General features: G+C 54.1%; 20 protein-coding genes and 1 pseudogene. 10 read left to right on the top strand and 11 right to left on the bottom strand.

Annotated features, from left to right (window positions below):
- The first annotated feature begins 186 nt into the window (after positions 1–186).
- Positions 187–519, top strand: coding sequence for a type II toxin-antitoxin system HicB family antitoxin (locus HQL52_00475; GenBank protein MBF0367910.1), 333 nt, complete (start codon positions 187–189; stop codon positions 517–519).
- A gap of 21 nt (positions 520–540) precedes the next feature.
- Here the strand turns inward: HQL52_00475 and HQL52_00480 are convergent, their stop codons facing one another.
- From HQL52_00480 to HQL52_00490, 3 genes are all read right to left on the bottom strand, one after another.
- Positions 541–1341 (bottom strand): hypothetical protein, encoded by an 801-nt coding sequence (locus HQL52_00480; protein ID MBF0367911.1) that lies wholly within the window; start codon positions 1339–1341, stop codon positions 541–543.
- 64 nt (positions 1342–1405) lie between these two features.
- Positions 1406–2590, bottom strand: coding sequence for a glycosyltransferase family 4 protein (locus tag HQL52_00485; protein MBF0367912.1), 1185 nt, complete (start codon positions 2588–2590; stop codon positions 1406–1408).
- Positions 2587–3714 (bottom strand): glycosyltransferase, encoded by a 1128-nt coding sequence (locus HQL52_00490; protein ID MBF0367913.1) that lies wholly within the window; start codon positions 3712–3714, stop codon positions 2587–2589. Before HQL52_00490 ends, HQL52_00485 begins: the two co-directional genes overlap by 4 nt.
- A 188-nt stretch (positions 3715–3902) precedes the next feature.
- On the opposite strand from HQL52_00490, the gene asnB reads away from it, so the two are divergent.
- The 5 genes from asnB to HQL52_00515 all read left to right on the top strand — a co-directional run bounded on the left by asnB (position 3903) and on the right by HQL52_00515 (position 9901).
- Positions 3903–5786 (top strand): asparagine synthase (glutamine-hydrolyzing), encoded by a 1884-nt coding sequence (gene asnB / locus HQL52_00495; protein ID MBF0367914.1) that lies wholly within the window; start codon positions 3903–3905, stop codon positions 5784–5786.
- 202 nt (positions 5787–5988) lie between these two features.
- A complete protein-coding gene (locus tag HQL52_00500) occupies positions 5989–6765 on the top strand; it encodes a hypothetical protein (protein MBF0367915.1) in 777 nt (258 codons plus the stop codon).
- Between the two features lie 1010 nt (positions 6766–7775).
- On the top strand, positions 7776–8315 hold the full coding sequence (locus tag HQL52_00505; protein ID MBF0367916.1) for an Lrp/AsnC family transcriptional regulator: 540 nt from the start codon (positions 7776–7778) through the stop codon (positions 8313–8315).
- 237 nt (positions 8316–8552) lie between these two features.
- Positions 8553–8954 carry a hypothetical protein gene (locus HQL52_00510; GenBank protein ID MBF0367917.1) on the top strand — a complete coding sequence of 134 codons (402 nt, stop codon included), beginning with the start codon at positions 8553–8555 and terminating at the stop codon, positions 8952–8954.
- A 356-nt stretch (positions 8955–9310) separates the two neighbouring features.
- Complete coding sequence (locus HQL52_00515) at positions 9311–9901, top strand: AsmA family protein (protein ID MBF0367918.1); 591 nt, start codon at positions 9311–9313, stop codon at positions 9899–9901.
- A gap of 6 nt (positions 9902–9907) precedes the next feature.
- Here the strand turns inward: HQL52_00515 and HQL52_00520 are convergent, their stop codons facing one another.
- Both HQL52_00520 and HQL52_00525 read right to left on the bottom strand, forming a co-directional pair.
- Complete coding sequence (locus HQL52_00520; GenBank protein ID MBF0367919.1) at positions 9908–10453, bottom strand: hypothetical protein; 546 nt, start codon at positions 10451–10453, stop codon at positions 9908–9910.
- A gap of 245 nt (positions 10454–10698) precedes the next feature.
- Complete coding sequence (locus tag HQL52_00525; GenBank protein MBF0367920.1) at positions 10699–11100, bottom strand: M67 family metallopeptidase; 402 nt, start codon at positions 11098–11100, stop codon at positions 10699–10701.
- A gap of 116 nt (positions 11101–11216) precedes the next feature.
- Between HQL52_00525 and HQL52_00530 the strand changes: the two genes are divergently transcribed.
- Both HQL52_00530 and HQL52_00535 read left to right on the top strand, forming a co-directional pair.
- Complete coding sequence (locus tag HQL52_00530; GenBank protein MBF0367921.1) at positions 11217–11510, top strand: WGR domain-containing protein; 294 nt, start codon at positions 11217–11219, stop codon at positions 11508–11510.
- Positions 11494–12129, top strand: a complete 636-nt coding sequence (locus tag HQL52_00535) for an MBL fold metallo-hydrolase (GenBank protein ID MBF0367922.1) — start codon at positions 11494–11496, stop codon at positions 12127–12129. Before HQL52_00530 ends, HQL52_00535 begins: the two co-directional genes overlap by 17 nt.
- Positions 12130–12146: 17 nt before the next feature.
- On the opposite strand, the gene HQL52_00540 is transcribed toward HQL52_00535, so the two are convergent.
- From HQL52_00540 to HQL52_00560, 5 genes and pseudogenes are all read right to left on the bottom strand, one after another.
- A complete protein-coding gene (locus tag HQL52_00540) occupies positions 12147–12818 on the bottom strand; it encodes a hypothetical protein (protein ID MBF0367923.1) in 672 nt (223 codons plus the stop codon).
- A gap of 434 nt (positions 12819–13252) precedes the next feature.
- Positions 13253–14533, bottom strand: coding sequence for a glycosyltransferase family 2 protein (locus HQL52_00545; GenBank protein ID MBF0367924.1), 1281 nt, complete (start codon positions 14531–14533; stop codon positions 13253–13255).
- Positions 14530–15219 (bottom strand): hypothetical protein, encoded by a 690-nt coding sequence (locus HQL52_00550; protein MBF0367925.1) that lies wholly within the window; start codon positions 15217–15219, stop codon positions 14530–14532. Before HQL52_00550 ends, HQL52_00545 begins: the two co-directional genes overlap by 4 nt.
- 19 nt (positions 15220–15238) lie before the next feature.
- Positions 15239–16005 (bottom strand): annotated as a pseudogene (locus HQL52_00555) (IS5 family transposase).
- Positions 15933–16592 (bottom strand): tetratricopeptide repeat protein, encoded by a 660-nt coding sequence (locus tag HQL52_00560; GenBank protein MBF0367926.1) that lies wholly within the window; start codon positions 16590–16592, stop codon positions 15933–15935. The pseudogene HQL52_00555 and the gene HQL52_00560 overlap by 73 nt, the downstream one beginning before the upstream one ends.
- Positions 16593–16970: 378 nt before the next feature.
- Between HQL52_00560 and HQL52_00565 the strand changes: the two genes are divergently transcribed.
- Together HQL52_00565 and HQL52_00570 are read left to right on the top strand one after the other, a co-directional pair.
- Complete coding sequence (locus HQL52_00565; GenBank protein ID MBF0367927.1) at positions 16971–18263, top strand: AAA family ATPase; 1293 nt, start codon at positions 16971–16973, stop codon at positions 18261–18263.
- The gene (locus tag HQL52_00570) at positions 18242–18781 is read left to right on the top strand and encodes a hypothetical protein (protein ID MBF0367928.1); all 540 of its coding nucleotides are present in this window, start codon (positions 18242–18244) and stop codon (positions 18779–18781) included. Before HQL52_00565 ends, HQL52_00570 begins: the two co-directional genes overlap by 22 nt.
- A 36-nt stretch (positions 18782–18817) precedes the next feature.
- Here HQL52_00570 and HQL52_00575 read toward each other — a convergent pair whose 3' ends face one another.
- Entirely contained in the window at positions 18818–19306 is a 489-nt protein-coding gene (locus tag HQL52_00575; GenBank protein MBF0367929.1) for a DNA-binding protein, read from the bottom strand.
- Between the last annotated feature and the right edge of the window lie 353 nt (positions 19307–19659).

Consider the following 19659-nt stretch of genomic DNA (forward strand, 5'->3'; position numbering starts at 1 on the left):
CCGTTGTGGAATAGCCATAAAATGGAGATATTGGATTTATTTTATATCCTGTCCCTCTTATCTTATAATTGAAAATAGCGCACACAACGCCATGTCCCGGGGGAATACCCGTAGGATATGGTGAGCGAAGCGAACCGCATCAATCAAGAGTGATGTGTTGTTTTTATTTGGAAAAAAGGCCAAACCATGACCCCCATGACACACAAAGGGTACGCAGCTGGTGTCGAATACAGCGAAGAGGATGGCTGTTTTATTGGGCGGGTCGCTGGCATCAAGCCCATCATCACTTTCCATGGTGACTCGGTGGATGAGTTGCGGGAAAGATTTCATGATGCGGTTGATTTTTATCTGGAAACATGCGCCGAACAGGGAGAAAAACCCGACAAGCCCTTCTCCGGCAATATCATGGCCCGAGTGGGTCCGGATCTTCACGCCCGCGCCAAATCAATGGCCGAAGCCCATGGCCAGAGTCTGAACCGATTTGTGACCGATGCCATTGAGCGAGCCGTCAACACCTGAACAGCGGCAAAGCGCCCTCTCTCAAGGCTTGTTTCCAGCAGGCCGAAGCACCCTGGAAACCAAATTGGCCCCCTTCTTCCCCGTTGTGGGACAAACACTTTTTGAGGTGTGTGTTTGAAACTGACGCGCCAAAAAATGCAACGGCTCGGTCATCACAACGCTCCTTGCAATCTCCTCACCCGTCTCCTTGTCAACGACGACGGTTTTTGTGCGAACAATCCGATAGTACGGATCGATTTCCTCTCTCTGACGTATATATTGATATCTACTTATAAATTGTCCCACCTTTTCACGGATCAAGCACAATGCATCGTCAGTAGAGCCGTCTCTTTTTTTCTTGGGGAAAACCGCGATGGCCGGATCCATCACCCCATTTCGCCGACCTTGGCACGCCTCTGAAGCCCTTTTTCTGACATAGAGACGATACATTCCGGGTTTTTCCACTGTTTTGGCAGCCCCTCTCTCCCTATCAGAATTGTGGTTGCCTGCTCCTCCATCTGTTTCTTCCGCCACTTGCACTTCACAATAGGCATATCCGTAGCGGGAAGCATAATCCCAGCAATAATCAAAATGGGAATCGGTTTCGGTCAGTTGGAACCCTTGGACATCCTTCACCACTCTGGAAACCCGCTCTTCTTCCCCTTGGCTGGCGCAGAGCTGGTCAAAATATATTTTCAGGGGGATCATGTCCCAGACAGGGGCATAGACAAAAATGATGAAGAGACAGATGCCAACCTGCCAACCATATTTTTTCCAAACGGCGTCGGTCACTTTATACCCGACAGCGATATAAACAAAAAAACCAAATGCAATCAATTCCATACACCCCCCCCTGGGCCACGACATACCGCCTCAATTTTCATTTAATCGAGATGACCTGCCCGGCCTACCTGCCGACCCCCACCCCAAAATGATCCAAAATCCCCTCTACCCGGCGCTGCCAGGTGTGACGGGTTAAAAAATCAGCCAGCGCCCGCGCTTCCAATCGCCGGGCCAAGTCAGGATCATCCCGCAGCCTCTCCAAAGCCCCCACCCAGCTGGAGAGATCATCCGGAACGCAAAAGAGACAGTTCTCCCCCCCCCGCAACACCTCATGCAAAACGGGCAAATCCGACACCAGCATCGGTTTCCCCAGGGCCATATATTCAAAAATTTTCAGGGGCGAGGCATAACCGCTGGTATCGCCACCGCCTCCCGCCACAGCGATTTTGCGTTGATAGGGGGCGAGGGTGATGTCGAATCCCCGGCGCACATTTTCCGCTTCGGGTGGAGGGAGAAAGCCATGGAAGGTGAGATTATCGTGCTTCTCCAGCTTTTTCTGCCACGCATCCACATCCTGGCTCATCCCTCCCACCACATGAAAATCGGCCCAGGGGCAGCTGCCAGCAAGACCCGCGATGATCTCCATTCCCCTGCCTGGATAGAGATGGCCCACATATCCCACCTGCAAGCGCTCCGGAAGACCCAAGGGGGCAGGGGTCTCCTGCTCGGCCATCTCCGGCAGCGGATCCGCCGCATCCGGAGCCACCATCACCCGCTCTTGGGGGAGGGTAAAAGCCGAGAGATACATCCGCTTCAGGGGTTGGCTGATCACCACGATCCCGAGGAGGTTGGGGTGGGTGATGAGCTTGGTCAGGAGATGCCGGGCAAAAAGGGTACTCCCCCACGCTTCGGGGGGTTGGTGGGTTTCAAAAATCACCGGCAAGCCCATCTGTGCCGCAAAACAGCACCCCTCCAAAGAGCGGCCAAAAACCAGATCCCGACCCTCCCGAAGGGTCTGCCGGGCTTGGGACCAGCCCCGGTAGAGGGCTTCCAGTTCATTGATTCGAAACTTGTAAAAGTGGCTCCAGGGGTGGATGGAGAGGCTGAATGGGGCGGTTGCGCCATAAAAGTCCAGAGGATCCACCTCCCGAGGGGTGTCGGGGCCGGGCTTGGGGGTTAAAGCGTGGAGGTGGAGGTCCACCCCCAGGCTGGCAAAAGCGTTGCACATTTTCATCACCTGGATGGCGTTGGCCTGCCGGGAGGGGAGAAAGGCGCTGGAGAGGTAGGCCATGGTGGTCAATCTTTTCATGCGCAAAGCCCCACCAGTTCGACTTCACTCCGGGCCACCAGCAGATCGGTGCTGAACTGCTCTGCCATCCGCGCCCGCGCCATTTCTCCCATCTGCTGTCGTTCCTCCCCGGAGAGCCCCAACACCCTCTCCAGCGCCCCGACCATTGCCTCGGCATCCCGGGGAGGAACGATAATCCCAGCCTCCCCCACAATCACCCCCGCATCCCCCACATCCGTCACCACACAAGGCAACCCCACCGCCATCCCCTCGCCGATGACATTGGAAAACCCCTCCCCAAACCAGGAGGCGGAAACCAGCACATCCAGAGCGCTGTAAACCCCCGGTGTATCAGAGCGCCCCCCCGCCCAGGTCAACGCCTCCCCAAGCCCCAACGCCTCCCCTTGCCGCTGTAGATCTTGCCGATACTCCACCGGCCCATCCCCCACAACCACCAGCTGCACCTGGGGCATCTTTCGGGTCAACATCGCCCCGGCCCGAAGAAAAGTCGGCAGCCCCTTCATCGGATCCAAACGCCCCACCACCCCAATCAGCGCCACCCCTTCCCCCACTCCCCACGCCCGACGAATCCCCTCTCTGGCCTGGGGATCGAATTGAAACCGGCGGGTATCGATACCGTTGGGGATCACGCTGAGCCGCGCCCAGGGATAGCCCAGCCGCCGATGATGGTCGGCACCCGCCTGGGAGTTGGCAATGATCAGGTCGGCCAAACGACAAAACAGGCGATTCAGCTGAATCACCACCCGACTGCGGCGGTCGTGCCAACCGAGATAGCTCAAATCCAGATTGGAAGCCCGAACCCCCCAGACAAGCCGCACCCTTGGCGTAAAAAGGGTGGCCAGTGCCGCCACCAGGTTGGCCATGGGCAGATAGCTGTGCAAAACATCGGGGGGGGATTGGCGCAGAAGAGTGATCAGGCGAAAAATGTGGCTGACGGGGTTGTTTTTTTGCAGATCGATGAGGGGAATCCCGGCCTCTGCCAGCTCCGGCTCCAGGGGGCCGCCTGATTTGAAAACAGCCACCTGCACCCCATGGCCCTTGTTTTTCAAGCCCCGAGCCAGCAGCAGCAACTGCCGCTCCGCGCCACCCACCGCCAGCTGGTCACAGAGAAAAAGGATATTCATGATCCCCAAGCCCCGAGTGGAAGGATTTGCTGGTGGGCAACAGGTGGATCCATGGGATGGTCGAAAAAAAGGTTTTTCATCCAGGATGGGCCATGGGTTGATTGTTTGTCCCGATACCCCTAGCTTGCGATTGTAACATCGGATTCCCTCCTTGGGCAGGTGGTGGACCACCTGATAGCGCCTCCAGCATGTGCGGCATCACCGGCATCGTCGATTTTTCCCAAGCGTCCCTCTCCCGGGAGCAGCTCACTGCCATGACCCGCAGCCTTCGCCATCGGGGGCCGGACGGAGAGGGGGTGTGGCTGGCTGGCCCGGTGGGTCTCGGCCACACCCGCCTGGCTGTCATCGATCTTTCCCCCTCAGGCCAGCAACCCATGGTGAGTGAAGATGGCCGGGTGGTGCTGGTTTATAACGGTGAACTCTATAACTTTCGCACCTTGCGGGAAGAATTGATCCACCTGGGAGCCCCTTTCAGAGGCCATTCCGACACCGAAGTGGTGCTCAACGCCTATCTGCAATGGGGAACCGACGCCTTTGCCCGCTTCAACGGCATGTTTGCCCTGGCCATCTGGGATGGGCATCAGGACCGCCTTCTCCTGGTCCGGGACCCCTACGGCATCAAACCCCTCTACCATCATCGCACCCCCTCTGGCAGGCTCCTCTTCGGTTCCGAAATCAAGGCGCTCCTGTGTGACCCGAATCTTCCCCGCCGGATGGATCCCGCCGCCCTCCACGAAACCCTCTGGTTTGGCATGTCTTTGGGGGAGCGCACCTCTTTTGCGGGTATCCATAAACTATTACCGGGCCACCTCCTTTGCCATGACCGATCCGGCAGCCGAATCAGCCGGTTTGCCCCCCCCCAGCCCGTGCCAGGGGTCAGCGATGATCCCAACCAAGCAGCTCAGGGGGTTCTGGAGCGATTGAGCGGGGCGGTGGAGCGGCATCTGGTGAGTGATGTGCCGGTGGGAATCTTTTTAAGTGGCGGCATCGACTCTTCCGCCATCACGGCACTTGCTGCCCGCAGCCACGGACCAGGACTCACCACCTTTTGTGTCGGGTTTGACTTTGCCGGGGAGAGTGAGGAGCGGCCCTTGGCGAAAAAGGTCGCCCGGCAGTTTGGCACCGATCACCACGAGCTGTTTGTGGAAGGGGGGGCCATGCCGGGGGTGATTGAAAAGCTGGTCCAGTGCCACGACGCCCCCTTTGCCGATCCCGCCAACATTCCCCTCTATCTGCTCTGTGAGGCACTGCCGGATCGGATCAAGGTGGTGTTGCAGGGGGATGGGGGGGATGAACTCTTTGGGGGGTATCGCCACCACCGTTTATTGGCCCTGTCGGCTCTGTGGCAGACAATAGCCCGGGGGATCAACCGTCTGCCGGAGGGGATCAGCGGGGGAGGGCGTTTTTTTCGGCGACTCAAGCGATTCGGCAAGCTCTACGGCGAGAGCGATCCCGGGGTGCGTTCGGGGCTACTTTTAGCCTCAGCCAAGGTGGATCACACCCCGGCCCGGCTCCTGGAGAGGGGATTGCGGGAGGTGGTGGAACAATCGGACCCCTTCCACCGCTTTCGAGAGATACACCCCCCCCTGGCCCACCTTCCACCAGTGGAAAGGCAGCTCTATAGCGACATCGAAACCCTGCTCTGTGACCGTTTTTTGGAGAAAGTGGACAAAGCCACCATGGCCCACGGCATCGAAGCCCGGGTGCCTTTTTTGGATCAGGAGCTGGGAAAGTATGCCCTGGGGCTGCCGGGTCGATTCAAGGCCCGCCCCCGTGGGGGCAAGTGGATTTTAAAAAAAGCGCTGCAGGGGATCGTGCCGGATGAAATTCTCCATGGGGCGAAAAAAGGCTTCCACGTACCCATCTCCAGCTGGCTGGCAGGCCCCCTTTCCGAGTGGCTCACCGACACCCTTCTAACCCACTCAAAACCCGGTGGAATGCTGGATCGGGAAGAGGTGGAGCGCACCCTTACTGAACACCGAAGCGGCCATCGGGATCATGGTGTGCTACTCTGGAAAGGATTACAGCTGGCTCTCTGGATGGATCACTATCGACCAGTCCCTCCGGGATGAAACGAGCAAACACGCCTCAAGTCGTGGTAGGATCCACCGATAAGATGAACAGGGGAAATGTCCCTTGAGCCTGAACCGGTTTTTTTACCCCGACAGCCATTTTTTTCTCAAGTCGGGGATCCAAACGCCGATAAAGTGATCAAGAGGTAATGCCACTTGTGAAGATCATCGACCCACTGGTCGTATTGAGTTGGAGGTAATTATGGGCAGGCCGACCCAGGAAACCTGGAACCGGATGCTTGGGCGTTTACAGGAAATTTGGACCATGGCGGATCCGGCTCCCTTTGAGCTGGAACTCAAGCGCATCGAAGTGCTGGCCCGGGATCATCGCAAATATGTCCCGGTGCGGGCCTACTATCTATTGGGGCTGATCGCCGCGTTGAAACACAACCCGGAGATGGTCAAAAGCGCCTTCAAAAACGCCTTGGTCCACAGCAGCCAGGATGATGATGTGCAGGGGGGGTATGCCGCTTGTCTGGCGCGCCTGGGCCACTATTCGGAGTCCCGATTGATCTATAAGTCGCTCTTCAAGAATAACCCCAAGGATCTGGACTATCTGGCGCAACTGATCACCACTACGCTAGCCTCGGGACGCATTCAGGAGGCGATGACGTGGATCGAATATTGGAGCCGCTTAAGCCCTCGCAAGCCCTTTGATGCGGCGGCCAAGGTGGCCAAAAAGTGCCAATTTTTGCAAAAAAACGGTATCTCCGATGATGCTGTGGAAGCCCTGCGCCAGCACGCCTGCCAAATTTTGGAGCGGGAGGGCAAATCCATCAAAGTGATTCAATATCTGGGTCACCCGGAACACGATCCCACCTACATCAGCGCTGATCTGGTTTTGGATGAACCCGAAGAGGTGGTGGAGGTGTTGAACAACAAGCTCAAAGGCTCCCTGGCCAAAGCCCCCACTCCCCCCAAGATAGGGGAGTTGATCGTCTTTGGCTTTACAACCGACAAGCAGGCCCACCAATCCTGACCGGGCAGGCCCCATGGACCCAACTGGCAGTACCTTGTCAGACCTGGAGGGAACGCACTTCCAACCTGACAAACCTTTTTTTCAAGCCTCCTGATGGAGGCTTTTTTTTGCCCGGCCATCCCAGTTCACCAGGTGCAACCCCGGTATGGATCACACATTCCTAAAAAAATGGCTTCTGGTGATTTTTTCCTCAAGCTCTTTGTTTCCCTGCCGATAAGCAGAGAAAGGACTCGTTCCCTCCTGACCCGATGGTACTTCCTCCTTCCAGCCAACAGGCTGGTTGCACCCGGGTCGGGGAGTCCTGGACTTGGATTTTGAACGATGCGCCCTCCCTGGTGGAGGGCGTTTTTCATTTCAAAATAGATTCCATAAAAACGGTGCCTTTGCTCTTATACTATTAAAAAAAAAGAGGTGGGGAATTGGGGAGGATTCTTCCTCCCCAAGGTCTTATCTTTTGATTTTGACCTTGCTTTACAACCCCCTAGGGGGTGTGGGAGCGAAGCCCCCACGGTCTTGACTTTGTTTTCCATGATTTTCCAGCCTTTTCCCTCTTACTTATAGTAGGCCCACCTCTAGTAAAGGGCTCCTGCCAAACGCCCAAAATTGTAATGCACATTATAGACGACGCGTTTTTTTGATCAGCACCCAGAGACTGGAAAAAGGTCCTCTAGCCCCATCAGGTCGTCATCTTCTGTCGGTTTCTCTTGAGGTTTGGGCGCGTCTTGAAGGGTTGGCATATTGATCTTAAAGGCGTTTCGCATCGCTTAGTTTCCTTTTCAGGCTGAGGGATCGGGAGTGGATCTTGAGTAGGTGACATGCTAGGAGCATGCCATGACACAAGAAGATTCTGCAAAATATGCAATGCGGTTTCTTGTTTAAGGTCTGCGCGCGCCTTTGTCTTGCTTTTATATAAAGTTTTTTTTCATTTTACCTAATTTTACTCACTTGCAGACCTGTCACGTTAAATGCTACAAAATCATCTTCAGAAAAATTTATGGGAAGTGGATATTATGAAAAAAAGGGAAGCAGGAGAAATTGACGATCTAGACCGTAAAATTTTGGCGATCCTGCAAGAGGATGGTCGGATAGCTAACGCTGATCTGGCAAAAAAGGTTAAGCTCTCACCGCCGGCCTGTCATGCCCGCTTAAAAAAATTACGGGAAACCACTGTGATCCAAAAAACAGTTGCCCTGCTAGATCAAGAGGTTATCGGATGCTCCCTAACGGTCTTTGTGGAAGTCTCCTTGCAGAGCCAACAGGCAGAAGCTCTTCATAAGTTTGAAAAAGCTGTCAGAAACTCTCCGGTAATTCAGGAATGCTATCTGATGTCCGGAAAAACTGATTACCTCTTAAGGATCGCCACATGGGACATGGCCGATTTCGAAGAGATCCACCGAGAAATTTTGTCCAAATTGCCCGGAGTGTCAGATCTGCGCTCCGGTTTTACCATCAGGACCATTTCAAAAAAAACTTCCCTTCCGCTGAAACGGCGTAAGTTCAAGCCCTCTGCGCAAACGACATACTACGCTGAGCTAGGCCCCTGGCAATAAATCATTTGGCAATTTTGAGACAGAAACGTATCAGAAAGCGGCCATTGTGATGGCTAGGTAGACGAGGAACTGGATGAGGTTTGGAACACTAGCTACCCGACCGTTCCACCCGACCACAAAGCTGGGCGGAAGAGGGTGAAGTATTGCGGTTTTTTTTGCTATTGATAAGTTGTTCTGCCAGCTTGGCTAGCTGGCAATTCACTCTAAACAATTCTCTGTTTTTTTTGAGAGGTTATAATGGACGAGAGAGGCTTTCAAATAATCAAGTCATACATAGATAGCACCAAGACTTTCAATAACTTATGCGGAGCGGGGTTGGCACTTCCATTAATTTTCAATGAAAAACTACACCGACTTTTTGAAAGCGCTGCAAAAATTGATGGGACAGGGTTTAAATTTGTTATATCATCGTGGGTGTTTTTTCTTACAGCAATCTTGGCAGGTGTCTTTTATCAGTATGTCGCAATTAAGTATGCCGAATATAAAATGTTTAAAAAGGCTACCTATGTAAACAGGCCGTTGAAATATTTTGTTGAAGGTAAAGGGCCTGGGCCGATTTATGGGGTGATGGTTATTTCGTTTTTCTTTGGTGCAGTATCCGTCGCGGGCTATTCGTATGCTGCGATGTTCAATCATTAGGGCGTGCCCTCATTTAAAGTGGCCCACATACACGCCGCCCAAGAAGGCCATTGCTCGCTCGTCATAGCGTGTTGCAATAGCTCGAGACTGTTTTATAGACATGCCAAACCAAAATCAGATACATGACAAAATCACAACGTGATTTTGTCTGGATTCCAAAGGGTCTGGACCCTTTGGCGGGTTTGGGCAGAGCCCAAGGTTTTAGGCCGCTGACCTTGTCTTTCCCCCCCCGGGGAGTTTGAGGGCGGAGATATCGGCGTAGCATTGCTCCCATAGATGACAATGGCTTGAGGGCGCTTTCACCTCCCCATATTCAGCCTCAGGCTTCGGTTTGGCTCCCCCCCTTTGGAACAATCATGCAGAATTTTTTCAAACAACTGGGCATCGGCGTTGGGCTCTTTTTGGCCTTCATGCTCTTCACCAAGGTCATGCTCGCTCAGGTAGTACGCCCCAATGATTTCAAGGAGGAGATCAATCTGCTGCTGAGTGATAGCCTGGGACGGGATTTTCAAGTATTGGGGGAGGTCACCCTGGCGCTCATTCCCTGGCCTGAAGTCACCCTGGAGCAGGTCACCCTGGCCAACCCTCCCTCTCCCCCCTTCACCCCCAAACCCATGGCCACAATCAAACGCTTGGAGATGCGCGCTGGATTTTGGCGCTTTTTTTTAGATGACAAAATCTCTATCGGTCGCGTACGCCTGACGGAACTCCGGCTGAATCTCGCCTGGGATGAACAGGGGCACAACAACTGGCAGGATCTGCTGGGGGAGGGATTACTCCAGAGCCCGGAGGGATTTCAAGCAGCAGCAGGACAACTCGCAGACCCGGAAGGGATAGCTCTGGAGCTGGAGGGGGTGCACTACGACCTGAAAGAGCAAGAACATCAGGCCACCGTCACCATCCGCCAAGCGCTGTTCGATGCGACAGCGCTGAAGTTGGAATCTTGAAAGGATCTATATTTCTGACGGCATCCTCAAAGCTGAAGCCATGGGGCTCTCGACACCATTCTTTCGCTTGGCCACCACATCGAGTATCGACTGCATGGTCTCTGCATCGCCGGGGCGGATTTTCAGGGCGGCCAGCCACGCTTCCACCGCCTTTTCCGACTCTTCCAAACCGGCATAGGCCGTCCCCAGTTGACCATGGAGATGGAAACGACGGCTGGAGCCATTGACCTTCAGCAGGGGATCAAGCACCTCAACAGCGTTGCGGTAGTGACCCACCGTGTTATAAGCCCGGGCCAGGAGAATCATGAGCGCGACATTATCGGGATGGGTCTCGGCAAACCGCTCCAGCCGCAGAATGCTCAGTTCCGGCTGATCGAGCTTGTAGAGGCAAAACCAAAGATAAACCGCACTCTTGCAGTCGTTGGGGTTAAGCTGCAAAGCCGACTCCAGATAGCCCGCCGCCTTTTGAAAGCGCCCCCAACGCACCCAGCGCAACCCCTTGGCGCGGTAGGATTCAGAGTCCCGTTTGTTTTGGTAATAGTGTGGATCCATGCTGTCGAACACCTTCCTGGAATGATGATTTAGCCCCCATAATCCCTACCGCTCCATGGCTTCCAGGCGGAGAGAGGCATCGATTATAGGCATTGAGCGATAAATTGCAAATGAAAATCATTCTTGTTTGACTCAAAAGAGAGGAGATACCCTGGATTTCAAAGCCTGGGGAAACAAAGGGGGGAAAATCGCTTGAGGGGAGATTAAGTCGGTCCATTCCCGGGGAGAGGGCTCCCCAACAATGATCAATCGCTGATGGTGAGTTCCTGGAGTTGGGCTTTGCCGTCCTGGAGTAGATAACCGTTCATATCCAATCGGCCATCCACCCCGAGGGCGACGATCAGGTAGAGAGCCTCCCCATAGTGGGCCTGTTCCAGATCAGCCGTGGATGGGGCCGCCGAACCGGTGGGGTGGCTGTGATAGATCGCCCGCACCTCTTGCCCGTTTTCACGCAACTCCTTGAAAAGACGGATCTGCTCGGTAGGATCCGCCAAAAAACGACGGGTCTCCTGGAGGGCGTTGGTCAAGGGATGCCAACCGGTAATCCGATCACCCTGACCGGAGAGGAGTCCCACGCACTCCTGGGGGGCTGTGCGTTGGGCGTGGCCCAGAATTTTATTGACGATGATCCGGGGAATGACCCACATACCTGGAAACCTTGCTTTTAAGTTGATGTCAAAAACGGTTAAACCTTTACCCCGGCTTGAGGGAGCCATCATACTATACGCTGGATTCTCCGGTCTCACGGAAAATTCCGACTGCCATGAAAGCCTATCTACAACGTCTCAATCCCGCAACCGGCATGGTCTGGTATTACTCCCTCCAGATCCAAAGGGACCTCCTTGGCCGCTGGCAGGTGATACGGGAATGGGGTCGCTCCGGCTCCCCGGGAACATTGCGACAAGTCCCCTACGATACCCACGAGCAAGCCGTTGCCGCCCTGCTCTCCCTGCGTGACCAACTGACCGGCAAAGGCTATCAGGTGGTGATGCAGGAAGGATTGCGCCAGGATATGGCAGGCTATCTCAAGGAGATGAAGAATGAACCTGATTCATAAAGTCGTCGAAACCGGACCGTTACAGGTCAACTGCCAGATTTTGGGCAACGCCACCGATGGCACCTGCCTGCTCATCGATCCCGGTGGAGATGCGGGCAATCTCCTGCGCACCCTCACCCAGATGGGATTGAAGCCCACCCACATCATCAATACCCACGGCCATTTTGATCATCTGGGGGGCGTTGAAGAGCTGCAACGGGCGGCGGGGTGTCAGTTTTGGATCCACGAGGCCGACCGTGCCATGGTGGCCGATGCCCCGGATCACGCTGCCCGCTGGGGCCTGCCCTTCGGCCCCGCACCCAAAGTGAACAAAACCTTCCTGGATGGGGAAATTCTGGAGGTCGCCGGCATCCGCCTGGAAGTGCTCCACACCCCGGGCCACACCCCTGGGGGAGTCTGCCTCGCTTGGGAAGCGGGGGTGGCGGTGGGGGATACCCTGTTTGCCGGTTCCGTGGGCCGCACCGATCTTCCTGGAGGCGACACCGATCAGCTCCTGACATCGATCCAAAATCGCCTGCTAACGCTGCCTGACGAGACCATCTGCTATCCCGGTCACGGCCCAGCCACCACCATCGGTGATGAGCGTGCCCACAACCCCTTCCTCAATCAAGCCTGGTAGGGGAAAAAAACAGAAAATCAGTCAGCGGTGTCCGGTTCACTCTCCCGGGCCGGTTCCACATCTGCCCCCCCCTCCACCTCGGGCAGTGGCTTGGGCAGGGGGATGGGATAGCGGGGAGTCAGGTGGGTGGAACGATAGACCACATCCCCCACCCGCACCGCACAGAGCACCACCAGGTTTTCCGCCTGCTGAGTGGCCCGCAGGTTGGGAATCTCCAGGTAGAGGGCTTGGTTGGAGCGCTTGAGGCTCTGTTTTTTGACGGCGATCCGTGCCCCGATCCGGTCAGGGGTCTCTCCCACCGGCACCGGAGTGGGCATTAAATGCAACCAACACTCCGCCTCTACCGATCCCCCCTGCCAATGGACCCCCTGATCCCAGGCGGTCTGGATGTAGGCAAAAGCCACCTTGAGCATGTCGTCGCTGGCCAAGGTGACGGTAGCCTGCACCAGATCGATCTCCTGGCCTTTTTTCAAACGCGGCCCATCCCCCTTGCCCCCACCAAAGCCGGGACCACTCTCTTGATAGCGCCACCCCTTGATCGGCGGCAAAGTGGTGCAGGGGGACTGCTGGAGCACGCCGTTGCCCTGGGCATCCAGACATTGATAGAGACTGCGGCTTTGGACTTCAGCCAGCGGCAACAGAGAGAAGGAAAGAGTCGAGAAGAACAGGAAACAAAAAATCGATGGCATCTGCCGCAGGAAACCCATGGGAACCTTTATCAATCAACAGGGAAGAGATAAGGGCATCATCCGGAGAAACAAGGCAAAAATCAAGCGTCAGGAAAGGCACTGAGAGAGGCATCGGGAGAGGTATAGCCATTCAAATCAAGAATTGGACATATGCCGTTGCATTTTTGCCGTCATTCTCGCGAATGCGGGAATCCAGGGAGTCTGGCGCAAACCTTTCCAAATCTTGCATCACTTTCAGCAAAATACCGGCCTTTTTTCAGCAAAATACCGGCCTTTTTTCAGCAAAATACCGGCCTTTCTTAAAAATTTGGTTTTTCCTTGAGGGCAATCATCAGCTCCCTGGATCCCCGCCTTCGCGGGGATGACGCGTCAGGGAAGAGTGTCCAATTTTGAGATAGAACTGCTATATCAGGCAAGGGAGGAGCGCCCCCGCATCAAAAAACACGCCCCTGCCGATCCAGCTGACGATAACACTCCAGCCACTCGATGCTCTCCCGGGAGATCACAGCCTCTTGGGGTTCCAGCCACTGCCAGAGGGTGGCGGCGCCCTCACTCACCGGCACAGCACCATAAGCTTCGGTCACAAAGCGGATCCACTTGAAGATCCAAAAAGCGTTACACCACTGAAAAAAGCGCTTGCGAAAAGTCCCTTCCGAAGAGGTCGCTCCCTGCATCTCCTTGAGATTTCCCCCAAAGTCCACCCCGTCCAGATAGTCCTGCAAGGTGGGGGATATCCACGTCGGGTCGATCATTTCCCGCCCTTGAAACACCTCTTCCATCCCCTGAAAAAAATCCCGCAGTGCCAAAAAGCCCCGGGGATCGTTCACCGGCCAAAAGCCAACCCCATCCCGCCAGTCGGACATCGCCCGCCCAGTGCCGAAAGGTACCCGGTGGGAGCGGCGGGGAGAGGGATAAACGCACCCCGCTCGTAGATCGGTAAAGCCCCCCAAGGGAATGATCTTTTGCAAAAAATAAAAATCCTCCCCCCCTTGCCGCCGATTCATCCCCCCCTGCTTGGCATAGGCCCAGGCCCGCACCGCCATGGAAGAACCGACGCTGTGGTGGGCGTGGGGAAACCCGGCAAAACGCAACCCCCAGACATAATATCGCAGATAAAGCTCATACTGGATGATCCCTTCCCGCTCATGGCCGGAAATCTCCTCCAGGGGGTGTTCAAAGTGGATGGCGCAGCCGGGAGAAAGCGCATGCTGGTGAAAATGGTCGTGGAGGGAAACGAGATAATTATCTGAAACTGTACAGTCGGCATCCAGGCAGACCATCACCCCCTGGGGATTGCCCACCTGGTGAAACCGAACCACCGCTTCATCCAGGCCGATCTTACGAGCAAACCCCACTCCGGCGTGTTTTTTGGGAAGATCGGGATAGTGGAGCAGATGAAACCCCAGTCCCCGCTCCCGATGGTTTTCAATCCAGGCCCGAGCCTCCTCCAAGGTCTCTTGATTCAACCCACGCACCCCTTCGTCATCCGCCTCGGAGCCGTTCACCACCACCAGCACCTCCACCGGAGAGGGTGGGCGATGGCAGCGCCAGAGTGAGGCCAGGGTGGTTATCAACCCCCTCTCCTCCCGGCAGGGAATCACCACAATCAGCCCCAAACCGGGCTCAGGGGGGAGGGATAGGGCGGGTGGAAAAAGCGCCCGTTTTTGCAGATAGCTCTGGAGCTGTTGCATCTCCCCGGGAGAAACCTCAATCACAGCGCCACGCCATTGCCAGAGGCCCTTTGCTGGCTCTCCCCCTGGGAAAAAAGAAAATCCAACCTTTCCGGCATCTCCGGCTGGGTCGCCTCCTGGCTCAACTCAAAATTGTTGTGGGCCATCAGTTTGAGCGGGGTCTCGCTCTGAAAACCGCCCGACTCAAGCCACAATCGGTATCGCCGGATGTTTTCCCCAATGGCGGAGTGGTTGAAGGAGAGCCCGGCACGGCGGAGATTTTCTTCAAAAGCGGTCTGATCCTGACGGAAAGCGGCGATGATGGCCAGATAGTTGTATCCAACCCCCGGATGGGGATAGCCCCCCTCAAGGGCGGCATTCACATGGACTTCGGCCTGCTCTGGAGAACCCGCCCGCAGCCAAGCCCCAGCCAGATCCATGTGGGCCGCCGGCAATCCCGCCAAACGATCCAAAATGTCCTGATATTCCGCCACATCGGGATAAAATTGACCGGCATACTCCACAAAACTTTTCATCCACAGTTCAACAATTTTCCACATTCTGCCAGTCACATGATCGACAAACCCATAGTCTGACCCGACAAAATCATGGGCAAAGAAGAGATTGCCATCGAGATTTTTTTCCTGTTTGAAAAGGTCAAACTCTTCGGCTCCCGGATAATATTGTAGCTGGGAAAAGAGAAACTGCGCGGGTTGGGTATCGTGGATCAACTGGATACTCTCCTGGAAGCTAGGATGTGTTAATACTATTTGGCGAGTCGAAGACCAGAGCGAAATGGATGAAGAAAGAGTAAACCACGTCGAGCCTGTCAAAGCGTGAAAAGATTCTTCGGAACCCTTTCAATCGTCGAAACAGTCTCTCCATCTCATTGCTTTTCTTCTACATTTCTCGGTCATATCCCCATGGATTCAGCTGGTTGCTTTTTGGGGGAACCACAGGTTCTAACCCCAGGTCCAATACCAACTGGCGCATTTCATTTCCTTCATATGCGCGATCCATAACAACGTATTTTGCTGTCAGAGACGTTGTTTTCAGCAATTCCCGACCTTCCGGTGTATCGTGAGCATTTCCTGGTGACAGAAAAAAGCTCACTGCTGTTCGAGCATCTGCGGCAACCAAATGAATCTTGGTGGCCCAGCCACCTCTGGATTTTCCGATGGCTTGGGGGCCGTTTTTTTTAACGCTCCAGTTCCGTCAGGGTGAACCTTTACAATCGTGCTGTCCAACGACACGGACTCAACCCGAACTCGAATGATTTGTTGGCACTGAAGCTCAGCAAAAACACGCTCTAAAACACCGCTTTTAGCCCACCTGTTCATTCGTGTATAGATGGTGTGCCAATTACCGAATCTTTCCGGCAATCCACGCCATTTGCAGCCATGCTCAGCGACATACAAAATGGCATTGATGATCTGTAGGTTGGTCAGTGAAACATTGCCCCTCTGACGCGGGAAAAGGGACTCGATTTTTTTGAACTGCGCTTCGGGAATGTCCATGTGCACAGTATCTCATGTTTTGTGTTAACAAGCCCTAGATCCATCAACACAAAACCCAGATGTCGCAAGACTCCAGGGTCGTCGGGTTTGATGGAGAGGGCTTTTTGCAGCATGCCAGCAGCTTGATCGGGTTGGCTCTCTTTTCTGAGGGCGATCCCGAGCTTTTTTAGGGCGGCTGGATGGTCTGGTTTCAGGTTTAAGGCTTGGCGATAGGCGGCAAGAGCCCCTGGTATATTATTTTTTTGGCTCAGGGCATTGCCCAGGCTCATGTGGCCCTGAAAATAGCCCGGCTGGCTGGCAACCGCCTTTTGGAAACAGACAATGGCCTGATCCAGCTGGCCTCCCTGCTGATAAATCCCCCCCGCGTTGCAGAGGGCCACCCCATGACCCGGTTCGATTTTCAGAACCTTTTGATACCACTGCAACGCCTCTTGCAGCTGACCTGCCTGGTGGAGGGCGATCCCTTTTTGCAAGGCGGCACGCGCCTGGGGGTCGATCTGGTTAACTGCAGATTTTGAATCGTCAGCCTGTTGAGACATGTCGTTACCTGTTTCCGACCCGAATTCCTTGAGGCTGGGTATATTCATCCCAAACCTGGATCGGACAGTTGAGCAAGACCCCACAAACCGTATGGGCCATACGAAAATCCGGTAGAACCAAGGAATCCAAGCATATGGATTTTGGTGGGAAATGAAAACGAAACCCAATCACATTGAGACCGCAACAGGTCATTTTTACACAAACCTGCTACAAAAGAAGAAAGCCTTGGGAGGTTTGGCTGCAAGCAAAAAAATCTCGCATTTCATCTCCTTTCGAACTTAATATGGTGGAAATGAAGCTCTTTTTTTTCAGGGATTTTGGGGTAGGAGAGTTCCCGATTCGGACCTTTTCCCAAGCCATCCCGAAGCGGATTGAAGCAGGCACTCCGATTTACCTTCACCATCTGGCTGTCAGCGGGGAAAGAGATGCACCGTTTCATTGATTTCAAGGGATTTGCCGATGCCCAATTGGATCTATCCAATCCCGTCACCCTCCTGATCGGCAAAAATGGCTCCGGCAAGAGCAATGTGATCGAAGGGGTAGAACTATTCGCCAATTTGGCCCACGGGCTGCCCCTGCATGACATCACCGATCTTGGGCGGGGCGGACCTCAAACATTTCAAATCCGAGGAGGGTTGCCGGGATGTCCTCGCCTAGAAAAAAAAGCCTTTGAACTGCAGTATTCTAGCTGGACTTACTTTGACGGAGATGCAGAAGGAATCATTTACTCAATAAAATTTCAAAGAAATAACAATCCAAAAATTTCAGAAGAAATCCTAAAGATAGGAAGTCGGACCCTTTTTTCTGCTCAATCAAAAAAAGGACAGCCCGACGTCCTATCTGTCCAGTATGACAATTTTGCCCGTGGCGGCAACAAACCATCAGCTTTACTGCCGGCTGATCGCGCCATTTTATCCCGTTATTCTGAATTAACTGCACATCTTGACCAAAGAAGCGAAAGACATCAAGACGCACGGAGAGCTGTTATTGACATCCAGAAATATTTGCGTGCTTCCTTTGTCTTTGATCCAAACCCCCGAGCCATGCGTGAATATGAGCGTCAGGGCCAAAAAATACTGGCGAGGGACGGCTCCAACCTTTCCTCGGTGCTCTACAGCCTCTCCCAGGGTAACGGAAATGAAAAGAAAACAATTTCCCGTATCTTGGATCAAATCCAGCAGTTGCCAGAAGAACCCTTCGAAGAGATCCGCTTCGTCACCACAGCCCAACACGATGTCCTTTTTGGCTTGGGGGATAAAGGTGAAGGTCCGTTCATGGATGCCCGGGTTCTCTCCGATGGAACCTTGCGCTGCCTTGCTGTATTGACGGCTCTGGAGACAGTCAAGGAGAGCTCTCGGATCGTGGTAGAAGAGTTCGACAACGGGCTCCACCCTTCTCGGGTAGGCGTCCTCACCGATGCCATTTGGGAGACCTGCAAGCGGCGCAATCTCAACATTCTGGTCACCACCCACAACCCCGCCACCCTGGACGCCTTGAACGATGAACAGCTCAAGGGTGTAGTGCTCTGCTATCACGATCAAAAGCAAAAAGCCTCCAAGCTTCTTCCTCTCCATAAGCTACCCCTATCCGATGTCTGGCTGGAAGAGGGGCAGCTGGGTAATCTGGTCACCCAACGCCTCATCGAAAAATATCTGGATCCGGATTATGAGGAAAAGCGGCAAAAAATCGCCACAGAATGGCTCGCAGATCTGGCATGAAGGGGCCTCTCTACATCGTCGATACCGGCTATCTGCTGGAAGAGTATCGGATTCCGGGCCATTTTAATGATACCGCCCATGGGAAAATCAACCGACGTTTTGCCGACGCCATCCAAACCCATCTGCGCCTCTATGTGCCTTTTCCGGTCCTGTTCGAACTGGCCAACCATATTGCTGGCATCCAGAATGGCGATGTGCGGAGAAAACAGGCCAAAAAGCTGGCCAAAGCGGTGGAAACCAGCATCGTCGATGCCTCCCCCTGGATCATCACCCCTCTGAAAGATCGAAATATTCTGCTCGCGTTTGAAAAATATCTCCAGGACATATCCCATGGCTTCGCAACAGAATTTGCAATCCAGGGAATCGGCTGGGTGGATATCTCCGTCATCTCCGAAGCCAAACGATTAAAGGCCAAATCCAACAACCTTCACACCATTCACATCTGGACCACCGACGATCAGGTAAAAAGCCGCGAGCCAGACCCGGAGCCCAATCCTTATCTGGGAGAGCGGAAATAAAAAAACGTGGTGTTGGGAGCAAAAACCAAAACCGCTTTATTGAAGGGAAAGCTCCAAACGCCTGCTCTCAAGCTGATGGTTCAGCCGCCAAGCCGATTTGGCTGTTTCGACGATATTTGGGGCAAAGGGTTTTTTCCTCTTTTTGGTCTCGTACCATCTGATTACCTGATAGAGATGCCAATAAGGTTTTGCCCCGGTGATGATGGGTGGGGGGAATCCAGCCAGTTTTCGGAGGTTTTGCCTGGATTGGCCAACGAGCTTGGCAATGTCGGCGATGGATACCAGATCCGGCCTGACTTCAATCAATTCAGCATCCGGAAACGCCTTAAAAAAATCGTTGATGGCCGAGTTGATCGCTTCCTCGGCGGAAATGGACTCCCTGAAAAGATCCAGCCCAACGATACCCTTGATACCGGTCAAAACCAGGGCATCATCCAGCCCGGCATCAAAAAGCCTGTTGGAAATTTCGTCAACATCCTGTTTTTGATCCTGGATTGAAAAGACGACGGTAAATTCAAAGATCATCGCTCATCCTCCGGTCCACGACAGCCATCAACGATCTGCCTGATTCTTTTGGCGTGGGCTTCTGGATTTCTGGGTGTTGAATAGACCCCTATCTGACAATAGAGCCCCCCTCGGCACCCCCCAGTGGTCGGAAAGGACAATCTCCCATAAGAGTGGCCTTTCCTCACCTTCCTGAACCCCCAGCCGTTGTCGACAGCGTATTGGATCTCTGCATCGATTTCCTTGTGGGGATGGGACTTTCTACCCATGGGATAAGCCTATAGCAATTCAAATCAAAAATTGGACATATGCCGCTGTACTTTTTCTGTCATTCCCGCGAATGCGGGAATCCAGGGGGGGTGGTGCAAACCTTT

The organism is Magnetococcales bacterium (assembly GCA_015232395.1).
Lineage (GTDB): Bacteria > Pseudomonadota > Magnetococcia > Magnetococcales > JADFZT01 > JADFZT01.